The sequence below is a fragment of the Mesorhizobium sp. WSM4976 genome (assembly GCF_029625685.1).
Classification (GTDB): Bacteria; Pseudomonadota; Alphaproteobacteria; order Rhizobiales; family Rhizobiaceae; genus Mesorhizobium.
This window is the reverse complement of record NZ_JARTVT010000004.1, coordinates 35,379-58,208: the sequence shown is the minus strand read 5'-3', so window position 1 is coordinate 58,208 and position 22,830 is coordinate 35,379. Positions and strand designations below refer to the sequence as shown.

General features: G+C 64.5%; 22 protein-coding genes. 10 read left to right on the top strand and 12 right to left on the bottom strand.

What is annotated here, in order from left to right; genetic code table 11:
- Positions 1–52 precede the first annotated feature (52 nt).
- The 7 genes from P9272_RS06055 to P9272_RS06025 form a co-directional block, all read right to left on the bottom strand.
- The gene (locus P9272_RS06055; protein ID WP_278159766.1) at positions 53–1,291 is read right to left on the bottom strand and encodes an MFS transporter; all 1,239 of its coding nucleotides are present in this window, start codon (positions 1,289–1,291) and stop codon (positions 53–55) included.
- A gap of 149 nt (positions 1,292–1,440) precedes the next feature.
- A complete protein-coding gene (locus P9272_RS06050; protein ID WP_278159764.1) occupies positions 1,441–2,541 on the bottom strand; it encodes an aminotransferase class I/II-fold pyridoxal phosphate-dependent enzyme in 1,101 nt (366 codons plus the stop codon).
- A gap of 107 nt (positions 2,542–2,648) precedes the next feature.
- Positions 2,649–3,116, bottom strand: a complete 468-nt coding sequence (locus P9272_RS06045; RefSeq protein WP_128257988.1) for a MucR family transcriptional regulator — start codon at positions 3,114–3,116, stop codon at positions 2,649–2,651.
- Between the two features lie 205 nt (positions 3,117–3,321).
- Positions 3,322–4,026, bottom strand: coding sequence for an ROK family protein (locus P9272_RS06040; protein WP_278159760.1), 705 nt, complete (start codon positions 4,024–4,026; stop codon positions 3,322–3,324).
- A gap of 18 nt (positions 4,027–4,044) precedes the next feature.
- Positions 4,045–5,421 (bottom strand): glucose-6-phosphate dehydrogenase, encoded by a 1,377-nt coding sequence (gene zwf / locus P9272_RS06035; protein ID WP_128257986.1) that lies wholly within the window; start codon positions 5,419–5,421, stop codon positions 4,045–4,047.
- 13 nt (positions 5,422–5,434) lie between these two features.
- Positions 5,435–6,448: a phosphogluconate dehydrogenase (NAD(+)-dependent, decarboxylating) gene (gnd, locus tag P9272_RS06030; RefSeq protein WP_128257985.1), complete on the bottom strand. Its 1,014-nt coding sequence runs from the start codon at positions 6,446–6,448 to the stop codon at positions 5,435–5,437.
- A 33-nt stretch (positions 6,449–6,481) separates the two neighbouring features.
- A complete protein-coding gene (locus P9272_RS06025) occupies positions 6,482–8,899 on the bottom strand; it encodes a glucan 1,4-alpha-glucosidase (RefSeq protein ID WP_278159757.1) in 2,418 nt (805 codons plus the stop codon).
- Positions 8,900–9,098: 199 nt separating this feature from the next.
- Here P9272_RS06025 and P9272_RS06020 point away from each other — a divergent pair, with 199 nt between their 5' ends.
- From P9272_RS06020 to P9272_RS06005, 4 genes are read left to right on the top strand one after another with little or no spacing between them, the layout of a single operon-like run.
- Positions 9,099–10,112, top strand: coding sequence for an ABC transporter substrate-binding protein (locus P9272_RS06020; protein ID WP_128257983.1), 1,014 nt, complete (start codon positions 9,099–9,101; stop codon positions 10,110–10,112).
- A gap of 48 nt (positions 10,113–10,160) precedes the next feature.
- Positions 10,161–11,624, top strand: a complete 1,464-nt coding sequence (locus tag P9272_RS06015) for a sugar ABC transporter ATP-binding protein (RefSeq protein WP_128257982.1) — start codon at positions 10,161–10,163, stop codon at positions 11,622–11,624.
- A gap of 1 nt (position 11,625) precedes the next feature.
- On the top strand, positions 11,626–12,603 hold the full coding sequence (locus tag P9272_RS06010; RefSeq protein ID WP_278159754.1) for an ABC transporter permease: 978 nt from the start codon (positions 11,626–11,628) through the stop codon (positions 12,601–12,603).
- 3 nt (positions 12,604–12,606) lie between these two features.
- Positions 12,607–13,554, top strand: a complete 948-nt coding sequence (locus tag P9272_RS06005) for an ABC transporter permease (RefSeq protein WP_128257980.1) — start codon at positions 12,607–12,609, stop codon at positions 13,552–13,554.
- Between the two features lie 42 nt (positions 13,555–13,596).
- Here P9272_RS06005 and ppa read toward each other — a convergent pair whose 3' ends face one another.
- The 5 genes from ppa to P9272_RS05980 form a co-directional block, all read right to left on the bottom strand.
- Complete coding sequence (ppa, locus tag P9272_RS06000) at positions 13,597–14,130, bottom strand: inorganic diphosphatase (protein ID WP_040991510.1); 534 nt, start codon at positions 14,128–14,130, stop codon at positions 13,597–13,599.
- 122 nt (positions 14,131–14,252) lie between these two features.
- Entirely contained in the window at positions 14,253–14,762 is a 510-nt protein-coding gene (locus P9272_RS05995) for a GNAT family N-acetyltransferase (RefSeq protein WP_095816522.1), read from the bottom strand.
- A gap of 217 nt (positions 14,763–14,979) precedes the next feature.
- Positions 14,980–15,618 carry a TPM domain-containing protein gene (locus tag P9272_RS05990; RefSeq protein ID WP_278159750.1) on the bottom strand — a complete coding sequence of 213 codons (639 nt, stop codon included), beginning with the start codon at positions 15,616–15,618 and terminating at the stop codon, positions 14,980–14,982.
- Between the two features lie 6 nt (positions 15,619–15,624).
- Complete coding sequence (locus P9272_RS05985; RefSeq protein ID WP_278159748.1) at positions 15,625–16,419, bottom strand: YgcG family protein; 795 nt, start codon at positions 16,417–16,419, stop codon at positions 15,625–15,627.
- Between the two features lie 218 nt (positions 16,420–16,637).
- Positions 16,638–17,285, bottom strand: coding sequence for a LemA family protein (locus tag P9272_RS05980; protein ID WP_278159746.1), 648 nt, complete (start codon positions 17,283–17,285; stop codon positions 16,638–16,640).
- Between the two features lie 218 nt (positions 17,286–17,503).
- Here P9272_RS05980 and P9272_RS05975 point away from each other — a divergent pair, with 218 nt between their 5' ends.
- The 6 genes from P9272_RS05975 to P9272_RS05950 all read left to right on the top strand — a co-directional run bounded on the left by P9272_RS05975 (position 17,504) and on the right by P9272_RS05950 (position 22,757).
- On the top strand, positions 17,504–17,755 hold the full coding sequence (locus P9272_RS05975) for a hypothetical protein (protein WP_278159745.1): 252 nt from the start codon (positions 17,504–17,506) through the stop codon (positions 17,753–17,755).
- A 12-nt stretch (positions 17,756–17,767) separates the two neighbouring features.
- Positions 17,768–18,652, top strand: coding sequence for a pyridoxal kinase PdxY (gene pdxY / locus P9272_RS05970; RefSeq protein ID WP_128257975.1), 885 nt, complete (start codon positions 17,768–17,770; stop codon positions 18,650–18,652).
- On the top strand, positions 18,649–19,410 hold the full coding sequence (locus P9272_RS05965; protein ID WP_278159743.1) for a DUF429 domain-containing protein: 762 nt from the start codon (positions 18,649–18,651) through the stop codon (positions 19,408–19,410). The genes pdxY and P9272_RS05965 overlap by 4 nt, the downstream gene beginning before the upstream one ends.
- A gap of 145 nt (positions 19,411–19,555) precedes the next feature.
- Positions 19,556–20,197 carry a carbonic anhydrase gene (locus P9272_RS05960; RefSeq protein ID WP_128257973.1) on the top strand — a complete coding sequence of 214 codons (642 nt, stop codon included), beginning with the start codon at positions 19,556–19,558 and terminating at the stop codon, positions 20,195–20,197.
- 10 nt (positions 20,198–20,207) lie between these two features.
- The gene (locus P9272_RS05955; RefSeq protein ID WP_278159741.1) at positions 20,208–20,624 is read left to right on the top strand and encodes a nuclear transport factor 2 family protein; all 417 of its coding nucleotides are present in this window, start codon (positions 20,208–20,210) and stop codon (positions 20,622–20,624) included.
- Between the two features lie 78 nt (positions 20,625–20,702).
- Positions 20,703–22,757: a M3 family metallopeptidase gene (locus P9272_RS05950; RefSeq protein WP_278159739.1), complete on the top strand. Its 2,055-nt coding sequence runs from the start codon at positions 20,703–20,705 to the stop codon at positions 22,755–22,757.
- Positions 22,758–22,830: the final 73 nt, after the last annotated feature.

The following is a 22,830-nucleotide window of genomic DNA, read 5'->3' as shown; positions in this document are numbered from 1 at the left end:
CGGCGCGCATAATTGGCCCCAGCGCCGGATCCGGCAGCTTATGCAGGCCAGATCAATTCCGGCTGCTGAGATGCCGCACCTGCCGGAGTGCTGGGAAGAGGTACGCCCACAATCCCGCCACCGCGACAGCGCCGATGCCGCCGATCACCACGGCGGGGACCGTGCCGATCAGCGCCGCCATGGTGCCGGCGCGGAATTCGCCGACTTCGTTGGAGGCGCCGACGAAGACCTGGTTGACGGCGTTGACGCGGCCGCGCACCTCGTCGGGCGTCCAGAGCTGGATCAGCGTCTCGCGGATATAGACGCTGAACATGTCGGTAGCGCCGAGCAGAGCGAGCGCCGCGATCGACAGCCAGGTCATGGTCGAGACGCCGAACAGCACGGTGAAGGCGCCGAACAGGGCGACGAAGCCCAGCATGATCTTGCCGGCATGGTCGCGGATCGGGTGACCGGCAAGCCAGACGGCGACGCAGATCGCGCCGATGCCGGGCGCCGAGCGCAGCAGGCCGAGGCCCCACGGGCCAAGCTCCAATATGTCGCGCGCATAGACCGGCAGCAGCGCCGAGGCGCCCGACAGGAGCACGGCGAACAGATCGAGCGAGATCGCGCCGAGCACGATCTTCTCACCCCAGATGTAGCGGAAGCCGGCAAACAGCGTCTGCATGGTCGGCTTGTCGGTGGCCGTCTGCTGGGCGGGCTTCGGGATTGTGAAGATCAGCACGGCAGCAGCGAGCATCAATATGGCGGCGGTGGCGTAAGCGACTTCCGCCGAAACGCCGTAGAGCAGGCCGCCGGCGACCGGGCCGACGATGGTCGCCGTCTGCCAGGCCGACGAGTTCCAGGCGATCGCGTTGGCAAAGTCCTCCTGCGGCACGAGATTGGCGAAGAGCGAGGAGGAAGCCGGACCGTAGAAGGCCCGCGCAATGCCGAACATCACCAGCACGATGAAGATCGGCAGCGGGCCGTGAAGGCCGCGCAGCGTCAGAAGCAGCAGAGCCAGCGCGCAGCCGGCCTCGACCAGCGTCGCCAGGGTCATGATCAGCCGGCGGCCGAAGCGGTCGGCGACCACGCCGGTGACCAGGACCAGAAGCAGCGAAGGCAGGAACTGGACGATGCCGACAATGCCGAGGTCGAACGGGTCGCGGGTCAGGTCATAGACCTGCCAGCCGACAGCGACGGACACGATCATGGTGGCGAAGGTGGTGAGGAAACGCGCCGTCCAATAGCTGAGGAACGGGCGGTGCCGGAACGCGGCGTAGCGCTGGTCGGGTGAAGTTGCTTCGGCTGTCATGATTCGAGAGCCCCTTGCTACAATGGCCGGCGGGGCACTTCCACGGTGGGCGCTGGTCCGGCCAGAACGCTTTAGCCCAGTTCGCTCTCCAGCGCGCTCAAAAATCCGCACTGGATCAAAGAAAATCGAATTGTTGCCCGGACGGTGACTCAGCTCCGCAACGCAGCCGAGATGGCGTCGAGCCCGCCGCGCAGCTCTGCTTCCGTCGGCCAGCCGAAGCCGAGGCGGAAGAACCGCTTCGGCATCTCGAACCAGTGGCCGGGGCCGACATAGGTGCCGTGCTCCTCCAGCAGCCGGGTGTAGAAGCGGTCGAGGTCGAAGCCGGCGTCGACATCGAGCCGCGGGAAGCCGACGACGCCGCCTTGCGGCCGCACCCAGTCGACCAGCGTCTCGCCGTCGATCCAGTCCTGCACGATGTCGCGGCGCCTGGCCATCTCGGGGAGCAGCGAGGCGAGGAAGGCGTCACGCCTTTCGAGCGTGGCGCGGGCGATCGCCTCGTCGATGACGCTGCCGCAGATGCCGATCTGCTCCTTGGCGGCGAGGAAGGTTTCCTGCAGCTCCGGATCCCGGGTCGCGAGCCAGCCAATACGGATGCCCGGAATGCCGAAAGCCTTGGACAGGGAGCAGACGCTGATGGCGCTTGGGCTGAGCGAGGCCGCCGCCGGCAGGCGCTCGCCATAGGAGAGGTCGCGATAGGTCTCGTCGACCAGCAGCCGGCATATCTGCTTTTCGGCAAGCGCGACCAGCGCGTCGAGGTCGGCGCGTGTCATCATCGTGCCGGTCGGGTTGTGCGGGCAGGTGACGCTGATCAGCTTCGTGTTCGGCCGCAACTCCGCCGCGAGGCGCTCAATGTCGACGGCAAAGCCCTGGTCGAAATCGAGATCGACGTAGGATATGGCGCAGCCGATCGCCTTCGGCGTCTCGATGTTGGTGGCGTAGTTCGGCCGCACGACGACGAGATGGTCAGCGGGCGACAGAAGCGCGGTGGCGATGATGAACAGCGCGCCGGCCGCGCCCGCGGTCACCAGCACATCGTCGGGGGAAAGGCCCCTGTCCTGCCCGGCGATCAGCGCCCGCAACTCCTTGTCGCCGCGATGCTCGCCATAGAACAAGGTGAGATCGGGCAGCGTCAGACCGATGTCGGAGAGTTTCTGGTCGGCGATGGAGCTTTCGGAAAGGTTGTAGCGGATGCGGTCGTAACCGTATTCCTCCGGCGCTTCCTTCTCGATCAGCATCCTGGCGTAGTTCATGGCCCGCTCCCCCAATCTCAGGTAGTAACCAAGCCACAAAAGCAGGAAGCCTGCCAAGGTCGATTCCCCGGCAGGCTTCCCTAAACCATTGGTGCAGGCGCGCTATTTCAGGCCGTCGCCTTGGCCTTCCTACCCCTGGCGGGCTTTGCCGGTTCCGGTTGCGGTTCCGCCTTGCGGCCGAGGCCTATCGACTTGGCGAGCTGCGAACGCGAGGCCGCATAGTTGGGAGCGACCATCGGATAGTCGACCGGCAAGCCCCATTTGGCGCGGTAGGCTTCGGGCGTCAGGCCGAAATGCACGCCGATATGGCGCTTCAGCGATTTGAACTTCTTCCCGTCCTCGAGGCAGATGATGTAGTCCGGCGTCACCGAGCGCCGCGGGTTGACAGCGGGGGTCGGCGGAGGCGCGGCGGGTTCCGCCGGCTGGCTGATCCCGCCGATCGATGAGGCGACGCTGGCGATCAGCCCGCCCAGGTCCGAAGCGGGCAGGCGGTTTTTCGCGACATAGGCCGATACAATGTGAGCCGTGAGCTCGAGCAGGTCGACTTCCTTGGCTGTGCTGGTGTCCTCGTCCACGTAGTCCCTCCATTTCTGCCGCAAGGCCGCGAAAGCGATTCGGCTTTCGCGGTGTAATATCAAAGCGCTGCGAGCGTTGTTGGCGAATTCGGGAAGCCGCAGGGGCCGCAGGCTGGCGAATTCCTAGTCGGCAAATCTGCGCGGCGCAACGTTTTGTCGCGTCAATACACGCTGTTTTGAACAATTATACTGAAATGTAACAATATCAGACGATTAGCGCCCTGTCGTGCCATAGACGAAATCCACCCTCGAAAGCGCGAGTGTTGTCGCCGCGCCGGGATTTTTCAGGCAATTCATCGAGCTTGTCGACATTGCCGCCGCCGATCACGACATAGTCCGGCTGCAAAGCGGCGCGAAGCCTGTCGACGACGTCAAAAACGTATTTGCGCCACTTCTTCTTCCCGTGCTTCACCAGGCCGCGCTCGCCGACATAATCCTCGAAAGTCGCCCCCTTCTTGTAAGGCAGATGGGCAAGCTCCATGGGCTGGCCGACATTCCTGATGATCATGGCGGCGCCCAGGCCCGTGCCGAGGCCGAGGAACAGCATTCGGCCACCGTCATAGCTGCCGATCGCCTGCATCAAGGCGTCGTTGACGACTTTCACCGGCTTGCCGAAGGCAGCGGTGAAATCATAGCCGTTCCAGCCCTTGCCGAGATTGAAGGGATCGAGCGAGGGCTTGTTGTCGCGCACGGGGCCGGGAAAACCCATTGAGATCAAGTCGTAGGTCAGCCCCTCGGCCAGTTTTCCGACCGAAGCGACGACCTGGTCGGGGGTCAGGCTCGGGCCGGACGGAACGCGGCGCATCTCGCCGCCGGCGCTGGTGAGGATCTTCACATGCGAGCCGCCGACATCGATGCTGAGTACGATCGGATCGCTGCCCGTCGCGGCGGTCTTTGCTGCCTTCGCCATTTCCCTCCTCCCCGGAAGTTATCTGGTCGGATTGATCCAGCCATCTGGCGGGCCGAAGCCCTCCATGGCGTCGGCCGGCCCCCAGGTCTTGGGCGCATAGATTGCCGGCGGGGTGGTATCGCCGAGCACCGGCCCGACGATGCGCCAGGCAAGCTCGGCCGCGTCCTGGCGCGTGAACAGCTGACCATTGCCGTTCATGGCGTCGCCGATCAGCCTTTCGTAAGGCGGCATGTCGCCCTTGGAGTCATCGAGCGCGGTGAGTTCCACCTGTTCGCCGATCATGTCGTCGCCGGCTCTCTTGCGCTGTGCGCCGATCGAGATCGCCACCTGCGGGTCGATGCGGAAGCGCACATAATTGGCGTCGTCCGGCTTGATCGGATCGAAGACGTCAAGAGGCGGCCGCTTCAGCCGCACGATCACCTCGGTGGCGTGCACCGGCAAGTTCTTGCCGGCACGGATGAAGAAGGGCACGTCGCGCCAACGCCATGTGTCGACGAAGAAGCGCACCGCGGCGAAGGTCTCGACGGGCGAGTTCGGCCTGACACCTGGCTCGGCCAGATAACCATCGAACTGGCCGCGCACGACGTCGTCCCTAGTCAGCGTGCGGATCGCGCGCAGCACCTGCACCTTCTCGTCGATAAGGTCGTCCGCCGAGCGGCCGACGGGCGGCTCCATGGCGAGCAGCAGCAGGATATTGAGCAGGTGGTTCTCGATCACGTCGCGGATGCAGCCGACATCGTCGTAGAATTTGCCGCGACCTTCGATGCCAAAATCCTCGGCCATGGTGATCTGGACGCTCTCGACGAAGTTGCGGTTCCAGATCGGCTCGAGGAAAGAGTTGGCGAAGCGGAAATAGAGCAGGTTCTGGATAGCTTCCTTCCCCAGATAGTGGTCGATGCGGAAGATCGACTGCTCGTCGAACACCAGATGCAGCACCCGGTTCAGCCAGCGCGCCGACTGCAGGTCGTGGCCGAAGGGCTTTTCGATCATCAGCCGCGCGCCGCGCGCGGTGCCGGACTGCTCCAAACCTTGCACGACGGTCTCGAACATCGTTGGCGGGACGGCCATATAGTGCAGCGGGTGTTGCGCCGGGCCCAGTGCCGTCCTCAGCTTCTCGAAGGTGGCGCTGTCGCGGTAGTCGCCGCTGACATAGCGCAGCAGCGAGGCGAGCTTGGCAAAGACCGTGTCGTCGATGCCGCCAAGTGCCGTGACGATGCCGTCGTGGGCGCGGTCCACCAGTTTAGGCAGGTCCCAAGGGTCGAAGGCGACGCCGATCACGGGCTCGGCCAGTGTTCCCTTGGCGACCATGTGGTAGAGCGCCGGGAATATCTTCTTGTGCGCAAGGTCGCCGGTCGCCCCGAAAAGCACCAGCGTGTCGGACCTTTGCTGACTCATGCCGTCTCTCCCTTCACGCGCCGGTCTTGGGCTTTTCGACATGGCCGCCGAAGGCGTAGCGCATGGCGGACAGGAGCTTGTCGGCGAACTGGGATTCGCCCTGCGAGGAGAAGCGGTCGAACAGCGCCGAGGACAGCACCGGCGCAGGCACGCCGGTGTCGATCGCCGCCTTCAGCGTCCAGCGTCCCTCGCCGGAGTCGGAGACACGGCCGCCGAACTGGGCGAGCGCCGGATCGCTCTTCAGCGCTCCTGCGGTAAGATCGAGCAGCCAGGATCCGATGACGCTGCCGTGGCGCCAGACTTCGGCGACCTGTGGCAGGTCGATATCGAATTGGTAGTATTGCGGGTTTTCGAGCGGGCTGGTCTCGGCGTCGGCGGTGCGCTGCCTTTTGCCGGCATTGGCCGATTTCAGGATGTTCATGCCCTCGGCATAGGCGGCCATGACGCCATATTCGATGCCGTTATGCACCATCTTGACGAAGTGGCCGGCGCCGCTCGGGCCGCAATGCAGATAGCCGAAAGGCGCCGTGCCGGCATCCTTGGGCGGATTGGCGCCCGCATCGGCGCCCGGCGCCAACGTCGCGAAGACCGAATCCAGGTGCTTCACTGCTTCGTCCGGGCCGCCGATCATCAGGCAATAGCCGCGCTCGAGACCCCAGACGCCGCCGCTGGTGCCGACATCGACGAAGTTGATGCCCTTCACTGCCAGCTTCGCCGCCTGGTCGACGGCATCGTGATAGTAGGAATTGCCGCCGTCGATGATGATGTCGCCGGGCTCCATAAGCGCGGCGACCTGGTCGACGATCCTGCCGGTGATCGCGGCCGGCAGCATCAGCCAAGCGCAGCGCGGCTTGGCGAGCTTGCCGACGAATTCCTCCAGCGAGGCGGCGCCCACGGCGCCATCCTTGACCATGCCGGCGACGCTTGCCGAATTGATATCGTAGACGACGCATTCATGGCCGTCGCGCATCAGACGCCGCACCATATTGGCGCCCATCCTGCCCAGCCCCATCATTCCGATCTGCATGGTTTCATCCCGATTGCTTGAGGAAAGAAGAATTCACTGGCCGTTTGGTTGGTCGATCGCGACGGTGAAGTCGACATTCTCCCAATGCATCGCTTCCGGCCAGAAAAAAGTGAAGACGATCGTGGCTCCCGGTTGCAGGCGGTTAACGGGCAAATCCACCAGATGGATGCCAAACGGATTTTCGGCAGTCCTTCTGTCCTGCACCGTCAGCCATTTGTCGCTGCTCCAATGAACGACGCCGGGCGCCGACAGCTCGACGCGCAACAGCTTGCCCGCGGGGATGGAGCGGATCTTGTTGTTGAAGCGCCAGATCCGCAGCGGCGAGACCGTTTTGCCCTTGATGTAACGTTCGAGGCCCTGCGGCGGCAGGTCGAAGACAGCGCCGTCGCGCAGCGAGCGCAGCAGCTTGATGTGCTCGGCATGGGCCCAGACCAGCGGCATGGCGCTACCGGATGGTTTGCCCAGCCACAGCTCGCGGTCCGGCATGTCGGCGCGATCCCAGACCTGCTCGGGCAGAAGGCCGCCCACGCCGGCCGAGCGTTCGAAAGTCTCAAGCAGCTGCGCCGCCTTGTCGTTGCGGCCGGCGGCCAGTTCGTAATGGGCGCGCTCGCCGGCAAGCAGCGGCCACGGCCGTCCCTGGCCGGTGCCGTCGAAGGGCGAGCCGTCCTCGTGCTCGCCATAGCCGTCGCTGCTATAGCGGTACCAGAGCGGCCCTTGCGGCAGCTCGCAGCGCAGCTCGGCGTCGATGGCCTTGACGGTGTTCAGGATGCGGGGGTCATCCGCGGCTCTGAGACCGAAACGCACCAGCGCCAGCGCGTCCGGACTGATAATCGCTTCCGCCGGCTTGTCGGTATCGGCTGGCGGCCTGTTCTTGATCGGCACGAAGCCGTCCTTCAGGGAAGCGGCGGCGCCTTCCTCCGGCGGGGCGATGCGGACATAATAACCTTCGATACCCGCTTTGGCGCTTGTCTCCGTACCGGTCACATAGGTCCAGCGCTCGATCTGGTCGTTCCAGCAATCGGCGGTCTCGCGCAGATAGTTTGCCGGCTCATTTTTGCCGCAGGCATCGAGCATGTCGGCGGCGGCAAGCAGCCCCGCTATTTCCACAGCCAGCGTGAACGGGCTGTAGCCGGCATCCTCTTCCCAGCGGTCCTCGCCGGTGACCGGACCGTTGCGCACGACATAGGCGGCCGCGTTCTCGATCATGGCGAGGAAGTCGGCCAACTGTGCGCGCGGCAGGTGGCCGGCGCGGCGCAAGGCGTCGGCGAGCAGGAGCGGAAACGCGCATTCATCCATCTGGATGCCGGGCCAATAGGCGGTGCCGTCGGACCATACATTCTGCGGCCAGTGGCCGTCCGGCTGCTGGATCGAACGCAGATAGGTGAGGATCTGCAGCGCCTGCCTGCCATCGCCGGCGGCCAGGAAGCCGCCCGCCGTCTCGACCAGGTCGCGCGGCCAGACGAGGTGATAGCCGCCGAGGTCGTCGTCGCCCTTGTTGAAGCCCCAGGGGATGGACAGGCTGGCCACGGCGGCGCCGGGCCTGGCGACCGACAGGTGTGCCGCCAGCACCGCGGTGCTGGCGCGGTAAGTGTTCAGGCCGGAGGCACCCTGGCGGTCGAGTTTTTCCAGCCTTGCCTGGAATGTCCGCCAGTTTCCGACATAGGTTTTCGCGGCGGGCTCGAAACCTTGTTTCAGGCTGGCTAAAGCGAGGTCGGCGGCTTCCTCCGGCGAGGCGCCGAAGCCGAGCGCCAGCAGGGCAATTGTCTTGCCGGCCGAAAAGCCGATCTCGCCGGTGAGCGCTACATTGCCGTTTTCGGCTGTATGGCAGGAAGCGTCGAGCGCTCCATTGTCGTGCAATTGCCGCCAGCCGTCGGAGAAGCCGACATAGCCGGCCGAGCAGGCGCCCCAGGGCAAGGACGAGGCGAGCGCCAGCGAGACGCCGCGTCCGGTGGCAAAGAGAAGACGCTGTCCCTTATGCTCGCCGATCCAGGCCGTGTTGCCCATGCCGGCGTTGACGAGATGCGGCGCAAGCAGCGCGTAGACGCGATAGTCTGCCGCAGAGCCCTTGAGCGCAATGAAACTGGTTTCCTGGAGCAGAACAGGTCGTTTCGAATCCGTAACGATCTGCTTTTCAATTCGGTAGGCGCCGTCAGCGGCAATGTTGGTCAGTCTGTAGCCGGGTACCCCGTCCTCGAAAGGTTGAATCGTATGGGCGGCATCGCGCTTCTCTTCGGAGAAATAGCCGCCCGGACCGGTGACGATCAGGCCCAGGTCCCGCGTGCAAGCGCTGTCGAGGCGCGGATAATAGATCTCGTTCAGGATACCGTGGCTGGCGGTGAACCAGAGCGGGCTTCTTGCCGAAAGGGCGGTTCCGACGCCGCTCTTGGCGCTTGATGTCCAACGCGCGGGAATCCCGGGCGCGCCTTCGGCTACGGTCGGCGTTACTGCCATCCAAACCTCTCTTCTGCCGCGTTCCTAGACCATCAACGAGAGGGTTTTCAATCGCCGCACCGCAAGTTGATCGAGTGGCCCCATCAAGCCTCGCAGTTGACAGCTTGCAGTTCCTTCAAATTTGTCTGACAATAGATAAAAAACAAACGCTACACGTCACGACCATTCGTCAAGATCAGCAACCTCGGGAGGAACCGACATGAAAAAACTGCTCGTATTGAGTGCATTCGCGGCGATGCTCGCCTCGGGCACCGCGCTTGCCGACACCAGCGGCAAGAAGATCGCCTTTTCCAACAATTATGCCGGCAATTCGTGGCGCCAGGCGATGCTCGACAGCTACGGCATCGTCACCAAGAAGGCGGTCGAAGACAAGATCGTCGCCGCGGCGGATGTCTTCACCACTGCCGACAAGGAGGTGCCGACCCAGGCCGCCCAAGTGCAGAATCTGATCCTGCAGGGCTATGACGCCATCGTCATCAACGCCGCCTCGCCCGATGCTCTGAACGGCGCCATCAAGCAGGCCTGCGATGCCGGCATCGTCGTCGTCTCCTTCGACGGTATCGTCACCGAGCCCTGCGCCTACCGGGTTGTCGTCGACTTCAAGGACATGGGCAAGCAGGAAGTCGAGCAGATGGCCAAGTTCCAGCCCAAGGGTGGCAATCTGCTGGAAATCCGCGGTCTCGCCGGCACCTCGATCGACGACGCCATCCATGCCGGCATCCTCGAGGGCGTCGCTGCCCATCCCGAGTTCAAGATCGTCGGCTCAGTGACCGGCGACTGGGACCAGACGACGGCGCAAAAGGCGGTGGCGACCATCCTGCCCTCGCTGCCGGACGTCGTCGGCATCGTCGACCAGGGCGGCGACGGATATGGCGCGGCACAAGCCTTCGCAGCCGCCAATAAGCCGCGCCCGACCATCATCATGGGCAACCGGCAGGACGAGCTGAAGTGGTGGAAGGAGCAGAAGGAAAAGGACGGCTACAAGACCTGGTCGGCCTCGATCGCGCCCGGCGTGTCGACGCTCGCCTTCTGGGTAGCGCAGCAGGTGCTCGACGGCCGCAAGGACATTCCGCATGACCTCCTGGTGCCCTATCTCGCTTTCACCCAGGACGATTTCGAGGCCGCACTGCCGAAGATCAAGGAAGGCGGGGTCGCCACGCACGAATACACGCAGGAAGAGGCTATCGCGGCGATCAAAGCCAACATCAAGTAGTCGCGGCGCGAATTTGCCAGCCGCATCGCCGACCGGATAAAGTTGAGAATGCTCCAGGCTATTGCGGATATCGTCAGACTGAACGGCGCCGAAAAACATTTCGGCGCCGTTCGTGCCCTCAATGGCGTCGACTTCCATGTCGGCGCCGGCGAATGCGTCGGGCTTGTCGGGCATAACGGCGCCGGCAAGTCGACGCTCATGCATATGGTGGCCGGCACGCTGCGGCCGGATGGCGGACAGATCGCGGTGCGCGGCAACGAAGAAGCGGTCTATTCCGTGGCCCGTGCGCTGGAACTCGGCATACGGTGCGTGTTCCAGGAATTGTCGCTCTGCCCCAATCTCAGCGTCGCCGAGAACACGCGCATCAACCATCCCTCGCTTACAGGCTTCGGCTGGCGGCGCAAGGCCGCCGACCTCATCCGGGCCAAGCTCGACGAGATATTCCCCGACCACGGCATTTCGGCGGACGACATCGCCGGCGACCTGTCGATCGGAAGGCGGCAGATGGTCGAGGTGGCGCGCGCATTCACCCTGACCCGCGAGCCGCTGCATCTGGTCATCCTCGACGAGCCGACCTCGTCGCTCGACGCGCACACCGCAGGCCAGCTGCTTTCCTTTGTCCGCCGCTTCGTCGAGGCAGGCGGCAGCTGCATCCTGATCTCGCATGTGCTGGGCGAGGTGCTGCAAAACGCCGACCGCATCGTTGTGATGCGCGACGGCAAGGTGGTTGCGGCCGACGCAGCCAGTGCCTTCGACCGCGACAAGCTTGTCGCCGCCATGGGCGGAGCCGAAGGGCATCAGAAGACCGCCGCCGAGACCCGCAAGGTCGCGGCCGGGGCATTGAGGGTGCGCGCACGCCCAGCGCGGCAGCAAGACGAAAAGGAACTTGTGGCGCGGGCCGGCGAGATCATTGGCCTCGCAGGTCTTGCCGGCCACGGTCAGACCGACCTTCTGCTGGCGATCTTCTCGGCGGCCGCGCGCGCCAAAGCCGGTCTCGAGGTGACGGCACCCGTGGCGCTGGTCGCGGGCGACCGCCAGTCGGACGGCATCTTCGCGCAATGGTCGATCGCGCAGAACATCGGCATCCGCTCGCTCGCCAGGCTGCGCAAGGGCCTGCTGATCTCGCCGCAGCGCGAGGCCGAGCTCGCCGAATTCTGGAAGAACAAGATCGGCATCCGCACGCCCGACATGAACAACAACATCTATTCGCTGTCGGGCGGCAACCAGCAAAAGGCGCTGTTTGCGCGCGCGCTTGGCTCCGACGCCGAGATCGTGCTGATGGACGACCCGATGCGCGGCGTCGACATCGGCACGAAGCTCGAAGTCTATGACCTCGTGCGCGAGGAAGCAGCCAAGGGCCGCACCTTCCTCTGGTATACGACTGAGACCGAGGAGCTCGACAATTGCGACCATGTCTATGTCTTCAAGAACGGCCGCATCGTCGCCAATCTCGGCCGCGACGAGCTGACAGAGGAAAAGATCATCCAGTCCTCGTTCGGCGATGCGGCCTGACATGACCGCGATCGCTCCCGGCACGCTCCCGAAATCCTCGCCCCGTGGCAGTGCCGCCAGGGCGCGCCTGCTGCGCGGCCTGCTGCCTGCCTTATCGCTGGCGCTGGTGCTTATCGCCATCGCCTGGCTCAACCCGCGCGCCATCAGCTACTTCGGCTTCAATCTGATGCTCAACCTGGCGATCCCGATCGCCCTGGCGACGATCGCGCAGATGTTCGTCATCGCCGGCAACGAGCTGGATCTCTCGATCGGCACCTTCGTCGGTTTCGTCGGCTGCGTCACCGCTACCTGGCTGCGCGATGCGCCGCTGCTGGGCATCGCCGTGCTGCTGGGCTCGATCGGCGCCTATGCGCTGCTCGGCGCGCTGATCCATTTGCGCAATTTGCCCTCCATCGTGGTGACGCTCGGCATGAGCTTCGTCTGGCAGGGGCTTGCCATCCTTATCCTGCCCAAGCCCGGCGGCAAGGCGCCAGACTGGCTGCTGGCGATCATGTCTTTCAAGCCGCCCTACGTCCCCTTCCCGATCATGGCCGCGCTGATCATCGCCGCGGTCGTGCATTTCGGCCTGATGCGCACGTCCTATGGCGTCATCCTGCGCGGGTCCGGCGGCAACGCCGCGGCGCTCAGGCGCGCTGGTTGGTCGCTGCTCAAGACAAAGATCGTGCTGTTCGCGCTGACCGGCCTGTTCGGCGTGCTTTCCGGCATGGCGCTGATCGGCATCACCACCTCGGCCGACGCCAATATCGGCAATGGCTACACGCTGCTGTCGATCGCCGGCGTCATCCTCGGCGGCGGCGAGTTCGTCGGCGGGCGCGTGTCGCCGATCGGCGCCGTGATTGGCGCGCTGACGCTGGCGCTCGCAGCCTCGCCGCTCTTGACCTTCATGCACATCCCGCCCGACTGGCAGGTGGCCGCCAACGGCGCGATCCTGATCATCGTGCTGGCGGCGCGGGTGCTGATCAGCCGCAGGGAGCGGTGAGCGATGACCTCGGTACGGACGGCGCTTGAAAAACCCTGGATCTGGTCCTTCGTCGGCGCGGTCGTCGTCTGGCTGGCAACCGTCGCTTTCACGGGCGGCTACGGCGGCGGCGGCATGGTCACGGCAGCCCTTTCGCTCGCCGTCTTCACCGTGATCGTCGGCGTAGGCCAGATGTTCGTCATCACGCTCGGCCCCGGCAATGTCGACCTGTCGCTGCCGGCCAATATCGGGCTGGCCAGCGCGGTCGCCATGAAGGTGATGGGCGGCAGCGATTCGATGATCGTCGTCGGGCTGCTTGCTGCGCTCGCCTGCGGCGCGGCCACCGGCGCCATCAATTATCTCTTGATCTGGGCGCTACGCATCCCCCCAATCATCGCGACGCTCTCGGCCAGCTTCATCATCCAGTCGGTCGACATCAGCTACGGCCGCGGCCTGCAGATCAAGCCGCCGCCGGGCTTCGCCAGCTTCACGAACTGGCAGGTGCTGGGCATTCCGGTGCTGGCGATGCTGACGGTGGTCTTCACGATCGGCGCAGCCTTGGCGTTGCAGCGCATGATCTTTGGCCGCTCGGTGCTGGCGATCGGCCAGAACATCCGCGCCGCCTGGCTCGCGGGCGTCCATGTCGGCCGCATCCGCTTCCTCACCTACACGTTGTGCGGGGCGCTCGGCGGCATAGACGGGGCGCTGCTCGCCGGTTATTTCCGCGGCGCCAATGTCGACATCGGCAACGAATATCTGCTCGCGTCGATCGCGGTCGTCGTCATCGGCGGCACCTCGGTCGCCGGCGGCAAGGCGAATGTGCCCGGCGTCTGGGGCGCCGGCCTGTTCCTGGTGCTCCTGCTCACCATGCTCAACACATTCGGCGTCAGCGCCGGCGTGCGGCTGGTGCTGACCGGTCTGATTATCGTCGGCGTGATCACCGCCGCCGGCGGCGAGAAGGCGGTCCGGTAACAGCGTCCGCCGGCCATCTCCCGACGAGGCAAGAGGTTCGTGCTATTTCGCGGCCTTGGCCCGGGCGATCGCGTCGACGATCATCTTCTTGGCGTATTTGGAATCGTGCCAGCCCTCGATCTTGACCCATTTGCCGGGCTCGAGGTCCTTGTAGTGCTCGAAGAAGTGCTGCACCTGCTGGCGCGTGATTTCCGGCAGATGCGTGTACTCGGTGACGTTCTCGTAGCGTAGCGTCAGCTTGGGCGAGGGGACGGCGATCACCTTCTCGTCCTGGCCGGCATTGTCTTCCATGATCAGGACGCCGATCGGCCGCACATTGATGACGCAACCCGGCACCAGCGCGCGCGTGTTGCAGACCAGGACGTCTATCGGGTCGCCATCGCCCGACAGCGTGTGCGGCACGAAGCCGTAATTGCCGGGGTAACGCATGGAGGTGTGCAGGAAGCGGTCGACGAACAACGTGCCGGCCTCCTTGTCCATCTCGTATTTGATCGGCTCTCCGCCGATTGGCACCTCGATGATGACGTTGACGTCCTCAGGCGGGTTCTTCCCGGTGGCAATCGCTTCGATACGCATGGCTAAATCCCTCTTTCGGTTGCAAGACCGATAGCGGGCGAAGCGTCATGGTGCAATGCGTCGAATAGTGCCTGACGGTAATGGAAGAGCACAGTTTGTGATGGGCTGTAACCCAGCCGATGCTAGTCGTTCCAGACGAAGGCGACCTTCTTTAACGCCCTCTGCTCGAAGACCTCGACGCCTTCTGCGATATCACGGCCGCCATTGCCGGCATAGAAGGCCAAGGCATTGTGATTGTCTTCCAACGCCCAGACCACAAGGCCACGCAAGCCGTGGTCGGCGAGCCGGGCCTTGGCCGCCTTGAACAGCCGGCTGCCGAGCCCGATGCCCTGATATTCGGGCCGCAGATAGAGTTCGTAGATCTCGCCCTGCTGGCGGAGCTCGCGGGCGCGGTTCTTGCCGATCGTGGCATAGCCGGCGACCGTTCCGCCGATCTCGACCACCAGCACGGTGGCGGCGCGGCGAATCGCGTTGGCCCACCAGTCGACGCCGCGGCGGTTGATCATCGAGGTCAGCGTGCGGTGCGGGATGATGCCTGAATAAGCGCCGCGCCAGGCCTGCTGGTGCACCTCGGCGATGGCGCTAGCGTCGCGCGGCTCTGCCTTCCGGATGTCGATCGTCAGCGTGTTCATGATTGGTTAACCATAAACCCGCATCGGGCGATTGCAAAGAGTCGCCCATCACGCCTCGACGCTTTCGCACAGGCGAAAGGTGCGTCCGCCGACAGGCTCCTAGAGCCGGAACGTTTCAGGTCTGCTCGACTTGAAATCTGAATCCATCTCTAAATCCAAGAGATGGAGCATGATGTCATCCGAAAGCCGCTTCACACTTTTCGGCATCATGCTCTGGTCAGATTTCGACGAGGTGATCGTCGAGTTCGTTGCTGTCGCCTTGGGTGACCGGGAAATGCTCGGCGAGCACCGCGCCGACCGATTCGATGGCTTTCACGAAGCCATCGGCCAGGCGGTCGTCGCCGGCATGCTTGGTCAGATCGCGCACCACGCCGTCCCAGACATGCTGGCCGACCTTGGCGTCGATGCCGGAGTCGGCGACGACTTCGGCGTAGTGCTCGGCGATGGAGACGAAGATGAGCACGCCGGTGCGCGCCTGCGTGCGGTGGACGTTGCGGGCGAGGAACTGCTTCACGGCATTGGCATGCGCGGCCTGATAGCGCAGCCTTCGCGGCACGAAATGGATGCGCAATGCGGGCAGGAACCAGAGCAGGGCGAACACCGAAGCCAACGCCAGCAGCTGCGCCAGCACGAAATGCGGCAACCGTATGGTCAGCCACCAGGCCTCCAGCCCGTAGGCGACGGCGAGGCTGGCGATGAACAGGCCAAGCGTCGTCGTGAAAGCGGCCGGAAAGAAGTAGCCGTCGCTGGCTCTTGCGACGACGCAATAGATCTCGCCGTCGGTCTTCAATTCGGCGGCCCGGATCACTTCGGCGATGCGGTCATGATCTTCGGCGCTGATCGGTCGCGTTGCCATGATGCCTCACCAGCTTCCCGAAGAGCCGCCGCCGCCGGACGAGCCGCCGCCGCCGGAAAATCCGCCGCCGCCCGAGGACCAGCCACCGCCGCCTGACGACCAGCCGCCCCCCGACGACCACCCGCCCGAGGATCTCCGGTTCTGATCGAACGTCATGCCGAGCCAGCGGTAGCGGCCAGGGCCGATCTTCTGGCCGAAGATGGGCGGCAGCACCGTCATCGCGATGCCGCCGAAGAAGATCAGCGCCCAGATGGTGATGAAGATGGCGAAGAACAGGTTGTCGGAATTGAACGGCGCCTGTTGGTTGCGCTTGCCGCGGGCCTCCAACTCCTCGGGATTGCCCTCCAGCACCATGATCATGTCGTCGACGGCCTTGGTGATGCCGCCGGAGAAATCCCCGGCGCGGAAGGCCGGCACCATGTCGTTCTCGATGATCAGCTTGGTGTGCAGGTCGGTCAGCGTGCCCTCAAGCCCGTAGCCGACCTCGATGCGCATCTTGCGGTCGTTGGGCGCCACCAAGAGCAGCACGCCGTTGTTTTCCTTGGCCTGGCCGAGCTTCCAGAAGCGGAACAGCCTGTTGGCGTAAGGCTCGATCTCCTCGCCGCCGAGGCTGGGGATGGTGGCGACGACGATCTGGTCCGAGCCTTTGGTCTGGAAGTCGGCGAGTTTCTGGGTCAGCGCCGCGCGCGTACCGGCATCGATGATGCCGGCATTGTCGACAACGCGGCCGGTCAGGGCGGGGAGATCGGCGCCGAGGGCGGCGAAGGGGAGGAGGAAGAAGGCGGTAAGCAGGCCAAGCAACGAGAGGTAGGCGCTCTGTCGCCCCCCTCTCTGTCCTGCCGGACATCTCCCCCTCAAGGGGGGAGATTGGACGTCACACCGGCCTTCGCCAATCTTCAGCGTCGAAGAGAGGGCGAGGTTGTAGAAACTGCTAATCTTCCCCCTTGAGGGGGAGATGTCCGGCAGGACAGAGAGGGGGGCGAAGGAACTCAAGGCTGGCTCGATAAGCTAAGTCGCTCTCACCCACCCTGCTTGGTGGTGCTCGTGCCGAAATCGACCTTCGGCACCTGCATCTTGTCCTCGTCGACGGTGAAATTGGCAAAGGGCTGATTGCCGCGGAACCAGAAGGTCGCCCACAGCACGGACGGGAAGGTCTTCAGCGTCAGATTGTAGTCCCTGACGGCCTGGATGTAGTCGCGCCGCGCAACCGCGATGCGGTTCTCAGTGCCTTCGAGCTGCGCCTGCAGCGCCAGGAAATTCTGGTTCGCCTTGAGGTCGGGATAGGCTTCCGACACCGCGATCAGCCGCGACAGCGCGCTGGTCAGTCCGGCCTGGGCATCCTGGAACTTCTTCAGCGCGTCCGGATCCTTCAGCGTCTCCGGCGTCACCGTGATCTGCGTTGCCTTGGCGCGCGCCTGAACCACCGCGTCGAGCGTGTCCTTTTCATGCGAGGCATAGCCCTTCACCGTCTCGACCAGGTTGGGGATCAGGTCCGAGCGGCGCTGATACTGGTTGAGCACCTCGCTCCAGGCCGCCCTGGCGTTCTCTTCCGCTGTCGGAATGGTGTTGTAGCCGCAGCCGGCGAGCAGCGGCAGCACCAAGGCCATCATCAGGAACGCGGGCAGATTGCGAAAGGGGGAGGGTAGTGAGAGGCGCTCGGTAATCATGAATGGTCCCTCGACAGAATTGCATGCAAAGCATTACCACAATCCACGCGCAAGAAAATGTCCGGCTCATGACGCCTGTTGCGCGGCTCGGGCGCGTGCCCCGGTGAATAGTCGATCGCAGAGAATTTCATCGCTTTTGTCGACGCAATTCCGGTCGGAAAACCACTTCGCACTTTTTCTGGATTTGCTCTAAGCTGCGGGCCGGAAGGGCAATTGCCATGGCAGAGCGCAGGGACGACGAGGCCGAATCGCGCCGCATCCTCGAACGCGTGCAACAGGAGACGTCCCCGGGCAGCGCGTCGTTCATCGCGCGCGCAGTGAAGGATGCGCGCGACCACGTCACCGCCGCCGACACGGATCGCGCCGATCCCATCGAATATTGGGGAACCCGCATTGGCCGAACGCTCGGCTTCGTCATTGCCATTGGGCTATTGGCCTGGCTGGTGTATGCCGCCACACGTGGCGGCTAGGATTCAGATTCCATGAATGCAGAAAAGATCGACGCGCCGCGCGCGGTCATCGTCATCTCCAGCCATGTCGCCCGCGGCTCGGTCGGCAACCGCGCGGCGGTGTTCGCGCTGGAGACACTGGGTTTCCCGGTCTGGGCTGTGCCGACCGTCATCCTGCCGTGGCATCCGGGGCACAGCCGCGCAACCCGCATCGTGCCGCCGCTCGACCAGTTCAAGGCGCTGATGGCCGACCTCGAGCGGGCGCCCTGGCTGGGCGAGGTAAGGGCCGTGCTGTCGGGTTATCTCGGCGAAGCGGGCCAGGCCGAGGCGGTCGCCTCGCTGGTCGCCGCCGTCAAGGAAAGGACGCCGAACGCGCTTTACGTCTGCGACCCGGTGATGGGCGATTCCGGCGGGCTCTACGTGCCGGAATCGACGGCAGCCGCCATGCGCGACAAGCTGATGCCGATCGCCGATATCGCGACGCCGAACCGTTATGAGCTGGAGTGGATAGCGGGCGCGCCGCTGCCCGACATCAAGGCGGTGACGGCGGCTGCCCTTCATGCCGGACCCTCGACCATGCTGGTGACCTCGGCGCCGGCGATGATGGCGGGAGGCATCGGCAATTTCCTGCTCGACGGCACCCAGGCGCTGCTCGCCGAGCACCGCGTGATAGAGAAGCCGCCGAACGGGCTCGGCGACCTGACGGCCGCGGTCTATCTGGCGCGGGTTCTCTCCGGCCAGGCGCCGGTCAAGGCACTGCAATCGACCACGGCGGCCGTCTACGAGATCCTCGCCCGCACTGCGAAGCGCGGCGGCGACGAGCTGCAGCTCGAAACCGACGCGCAGAGCCTGTCGCATCCGATGGCCATGGTGCAGCTGCGCCATCTTCTGCATCCCGGGCGGGACAAGCAGGCGTGACGCCAGGCGGGCTGGCCGGCGTCGACGGCTGCAAGGCCGGCTGGATCGCCGTCCACTGCGCAACGGACGCCGCGCCCTCGGTCTCCGTCTTCCCGAGCTTCCAGGCATTGCTCGACGCGCTGCCCGATACACTGATCGCCGTCGACATGCCAATCGGCCTGCCGGATTTTTCGAGCAAAGGCGGCCGCGGGCCGGAGGCGCTGGTGCGGCCGCTGCTCGGGGCAAGGCAGTCGAGCGTGTTCGCCATCCCCTCGCGGGCGGCGCTCTATGCCGACACCGGCGATTTCACCACCGTGGAGGCGTGGTATGCAGCACACCGGCGGGCAAGCGCGGTGGCGATGGGGACCTCCGACCCGCCGCGCGGCGTTTCCATCCAGGCCTTCGGCATCTTTTCGAAGATCCGTGAGATCGATCAACTGTTGATCGCGCGGCCCGAATTGCGTGGCCAAGTCTTCGAATCGCACCCGGAAGTGGCGTTCTGCCGGCTGAATGGCGGTACGGCGATGGCGCTGCCGAAGAAGATCAAGGGCGCAGTCAACCCGGCCGGCATGGAGGAGCGCAAGGCGCTGCTTTGCCGGCATGGCTACGAAAAAGCGTTCCTCGATCAGGCGTTGCCGCGGGGTGCTGCGAGCGACGACTTCCTCGACGCGGCGGTGATGATGCTGATTGCCGGGCGTATCGCCAGCGGCAAGGCACGGCCTTCGCCCGATCCGCCGTTGCTGGACCGTTTCGGCATTCCCGTCGCCATCTGGGCCTGAAGAAATTGAATGATTTCGGTGCCTGATGCATGGCTTTGTAGCCGGCGCCGACAATTCTGCATTGCTCACTCCGGGCTTTTGCCGCTACAGGCATTCCAATCGCCACGACCTTGCCGTCTCAAACCCGGAAAGGCTTCAGCCGCCCATGCCGCATCTGCCCGAGCATCTGATCACCGGCTACCGCAACTTCATGAACGGCCGCTATCCGGCCGAGAGCGGGCGTTATCGCTCGCTGGCGCGCGAGGGCCAGGCGCCCGAGACGATGATCGTCGCCTGCTGCGATTCGCGCTCGGCGCCAGAAGCGATCTTCGATGCCGGCCCCGGCGAGCTCTTTGTGCTGCGAAATGTCGCCAATCTGGTGCCACCCTACGAGCCGGACGGCGAGTATCACTCGACCTCGGCCGCGCTCGAATTCGCCGTGCAGAGCCTGAAGGTGAAGAACATCGTGGTGATGGGCCACGGCCGCTGCGGCGGCATCCGCGCGGCGCTCGACACCAATTCGGCGCCGCTGTCGCCCGGCGACTTCATCGGCAAGTGGATGAGCCTGATCGCTCCTGCCGCCGAGACCGTGGCCGCCAGCACGATGATGACGGCGACAGAGCGCCAGACCGCGCTGGAGCGTATTTCCGTTCGTTATTCCATCGCCAATCTCAGGACCTTTCCCTGCGTCTCGATCCTCGAAGGCAAGGGCAAGCTCTCGCTCTATGGCGCATGGTTCGACATCTCGGCCGGGGAGCTGTGGGTGATGAACAAGGAAACCGGCGATTTCGAGCGGCCCGAACTGTAAGGGAGAAGCGATGCACCGGATCAGCTGGGGGATCATCCTGGCGGCGACGCTGCTCATGTCCTCGCTCGTCCGCGCCAGCGCCGATGATGGTGCCGTCATCAACCGCTGGTATTCGGCGCTGCTGGTCGCCGACCGCACCGAACTTGCCGACCTGCTTTCCGACGACGTGCGCATGAAGCTCGATGACATCGGCGTCGTCCAGACAAAAAAGGATTTTATCGCCTCGATCGACGAATGGCAGGGCGCGGTCGCGGGCGCCGCGATCCGTCATCGCATCGAAAAGAGCGAGAACGGCGAGACGACGGTGCTCGCCTGCTACGATTTCCCCAGCAACGACACGCTGATGCGCGAGACCTTCACCGTCGCCGGCGGGCGCATCACCGCCAGCACGCAGAAAGCTGTGGCGCAGGACTGCAGTGCCTATTGAAGTCTGCCGTGTTGCGCGGTGTGGGACATCGCCCTACATCGGAGGCAACCCGCCTCCATCCACTCACCGGAATTGTTCATGTCATCTTCAAACGCCGTCGACCTCGCCGCCCATCCGCTGACCCTTTGGCAGGGGCCGCTCGGCCTGCCGGATTTCTCGCGCATCGGCGACGATGATTTCGGTCCGGTCTTCGACGCGGCGCTGGCGGCGCATCAGGCCGAGATCGACATGATCGCCGGCAACAGTGAGACGCCGACCGTCGAGAACACGCTAGCGGCGCTGGAGCTTGCCGGCGAGCCGCTCGACCATGTCTCGTCTATCTTCTGGTGCCGGGCCGGCGCCCACACCAACGACGCGATCCAAGCGATGGAGCGCGAGGTTTCGCCGAAGATGTCCAGACATTTCTCGGCAATCTCAATGAACGAGAAGCTGTTTGCCCGCACCGACGATCTCTACCAGCGCCGCGACAGCCTGAAGCTCGATGCCGAGACGCTGCGCGTTCTGGAGAAGACCTGGAAGGGTTTCGTCCGGTCGGGCGCCAAGCTCGACGTCGAGGGCAAGAAGCGGCTTGCGGCCATCAATGAGGAGCTCTCCTCGCTCGGCACCAAGTTCGGCCAGAACGTGCTTGCCGACGAGCGCGACTGGGCGCTGTTCCTCGACGAGGCCGATCTCGCCGGCCTGCCGGACTTCCTGAAGAGCGCCATGGCGGAAGCGGCAGAGATGCGGGGCCAGAAGGGTCGTTATGCGGTGACGCTGTCGCGTTCGATCTATGAGCCCTTCTCGACCTTTTCCGAACGCCGAGACCTGCGCGAGACCGCGTTCAAAGCTTTCACCATGCGCGGCCAGAATGGCGGCGCGTCGGACAACACCGATATCGTGCGCGACATGCTGAAGCTGCGAGCCGAGAAGGCGAAGCTTCTGGGCTACGAATCCTTCGCGGCGCTGAAGCTCGACGACACGATGGCGAAGACGCCGAAGGCCGTGCACGAGCTGCTCGATCCGGTGTGGGAAAAGGCGCTGGAGAAGGCAGCAAGCGACCAGAAGGAGCTAGAGCGGCTCGCGACCGAGGCCGGCAGCAACGAGAAGTTCGCCGCCTGGGACTGGCGCTTCTACCAGGAGAAGCTGCGCGCCGAGAAATTCGCCTTCGACGAAGCGGAGCTGAAGCCGTACTTGCAGCTCGAACAGGTCATCGAGGCCTGCTTCGATGTGGCGACACGGCTGTTCGGCATCACCTTCGAGGAGAAGAAGGGCATCGCCGCCTGGCATCCCGACGCGCGTGTCTTCGTGGTGAAGAATGCCGACGGCAGCGAGCGCGGCCTGTTCCTGGCCGACTATTTCGCGCGGCCGTCAAAACGTTCCGGCGCCTGGATGAGCGCGCTGCGATCGGGCTACAAGCTCGGCCATGGCGCGAAGCCGGTGATCTACAACATCATGAACTTCGCCAAGCCTCCGGCCGGCGAGGCCGCGCTTCTGTCGGTCGATGAGGCAAAGACGCTGTTCCACGAGTTCGGCCACGCGCTGCATGGCATGCTGACCGACGTCACGTGGCCGTCGGTCTCCGGGACCTCGGTCAGCCGCGACTTCGTCGAGCTGCCCTCTCAGCTTTACGAGCATTGGCTGACGGTGCCGGCGGTGCTGGAGAAGCACGCGCTGCACGTCAAGACCGGCAAGCCGATGCCAAAGGACCTGCTCGACAAGATGCTCGCCGCCCGCACCTTCGGCGCCGGCTTCGCCACCGTCGAGTTCACCGCGTCGGCGCTGATCGACATGGCCTATCATGCAAGGCCAGACGCACCGGCCGAGCCGCTTCGCTACGAGGCCGAGACGCTGGAAAAGCTGCACATGCCCGAGACGATCGCGATGCGCCATCGCACTCCGCATTTCGGCCATGTCTTCGCCGGCGACGGATATTCAGCCGGCTATTATTCCTACATGTGGTCGGAAGTGCTCGACGCGGACGCTTTTTCGGCTTTCGAGGAGACGGGCGATGCCTTCAATCCGGAGCTGGCCGAGCGGCTGCGGAAAAACATCTATGCCGCGGGTGGTTCGAAGGATCCGGAGGAGCTTTACACGGCTTTCCGGGGAAAGATGCCGTCGCCCGAGGCGATGATGGTGAAAAGAGGGCTGGTGTAGCGCCGGCTTTCCTTCCCCTTGCGGGAGAAGGTGTCGCCGAAGGCGATGGATGAGGGGTGCTCCAGGGAACGCC

What these genes read in the sequence shown, in the direction of transcription:
- P9272_RS05975 (WP_278159745.1), top strand. Translation starts at nt 17,504, where the DNA reads ATGGCAGAGCGCAGGGACGACGAGGCCGAATCGCGCCGCATCCTCGAA.
- P9272_RS05990 (WP_278159750.1), bottom strand. Translation starts at nt 15,618, where the DNA reads ATGGCAACGCGACCGATCAGCGCCGAAGATCATGACCGCATCGCCGAA.
- P9272_RS05950 (WP_278159739.1), top strand. Translation starts at nt 20,703, where the DNA reads ATGTCATCTTCAAACGCCGTCGACCTCGCCGCCCATCCGCTGACCCTT.
- P9272_RS06025 (WP_278159757.1), bottom strand. Translation starts at nt 8,899, where the DNA reads ATGGCAGTAACGCCGACCGTAGCCGAAGGCGCGCCCGGGATTCCCGCG.
- zwf (WP_128257986.1), bottom strand. Translation starts at nt 5,421, where the DNA reads ATGAGTCAGCAAAGGTCCGACACGCTGGTGCTTTTCGGGGCGACCGGC.
- P9272_RS05960 (WP_128257973.1), top strand. Translation starts at nt 19,556, where the DNA reads ATGCCGCATCTGCCCGAGCATCTGATCACCGGCTACCGCAACTTCATG.
- P9272_RS06010 (WP_278159754.1), top strand. Translation starts at nt 11,626, where the DNA reads ATGACCGCGATCGCTCCCGGCACGCTCCCGAAATCCTCGCCCCGTGGC.
- P9272_RS06020 (WP_128257983.1), top strand. Translation starts at nt 9,099, where the DNA reads ATGAAAAAACTGCTCGTATTGAGTGCATTCGCGGCGATGCTCGCCTCG.
- P9272_RS05980 (WP_278159746.1), bottom strand. Translation starts at nt 17,285, where the DNA reads ATGATTACCGAGCGCCTCTCACTACCCTCCCCCTTTCGCAATCTGCCC.
- pdxY (WP_128257975.1), top strand. Translation starts at nt 17,768, where the DNA reads ATGAATGCAGAAAAGATCGACGCGCCGCGCGCGGTCATCGTCATCTCC.
- P9272_RS05955 (WP_278159741.1), top strand. Translation starts at nt 20,208, where the DNA reads ATGCACCGGATCAGCTGGGGGATCATCCTGGCGGCGACGCTGCTCATG.
- P9272_RS06040 (WP_278159760.1), bottom strand. Translation starts at nt 4,026, where the DNA reads ATGGCGAAGGCAGCAAAGACCGCCGCGACGGGCAGCGATCCGATCGTA.
- P9272_RS06015 (WP_128257982.1), top strand. Translation starts at nt 10,161, where the DNA reads ATGCTCCAGGCTATTGCGGATATCGTCAGACTGAACGGCGCCGAAAAA.
- P9272_RS05995 (WP_095816522.1), bottom strand. Translation starts at nt 14,762, where the DNA reads ATGAACACGCTGACGATCGACATCCGGAAGGCAGAGCCGCGCGACGCT.
- P9272_RS06050 (WP_278159764.1), bottom strand. Translation starts at nt 2,541, where the DNA reads ATGAACTACGCCAGGATGCTGATCGAGAAGGAAGCGCCGGAGGAATAC.
- gnd (WP_128257985.1), bottom strand. Translation starts at nt 6,448, where the DNA reads ATGCAGATCGGAATGATGGGGCTGGGCAGGATGGGCGCCAATATGGTG.
- P9272_RS06005 (WP_128257980.1), top strand. Translation starts at nt 12,607, where the DNA reads ATGACCTCGGTACGGACGGCGCTTGAAAAACCCTGGATCTGGTCCTTC.
- P9272_RS06055 (WP_278159766.1), bottom strand. Translation starts at nt 1,291, where the DNA reads ATGACAGCCGAAGCAACTTCACCCGACCAGCGCTACGCCGCGTTCCGG.
- ppa (WP_040991510.1), bottom strand. Translation starts at nt 14,130, where the DNA reads ATGCGTATCGAAGCGATTGCCACCGGGAAGAACCCGCCTGAGGACGTC.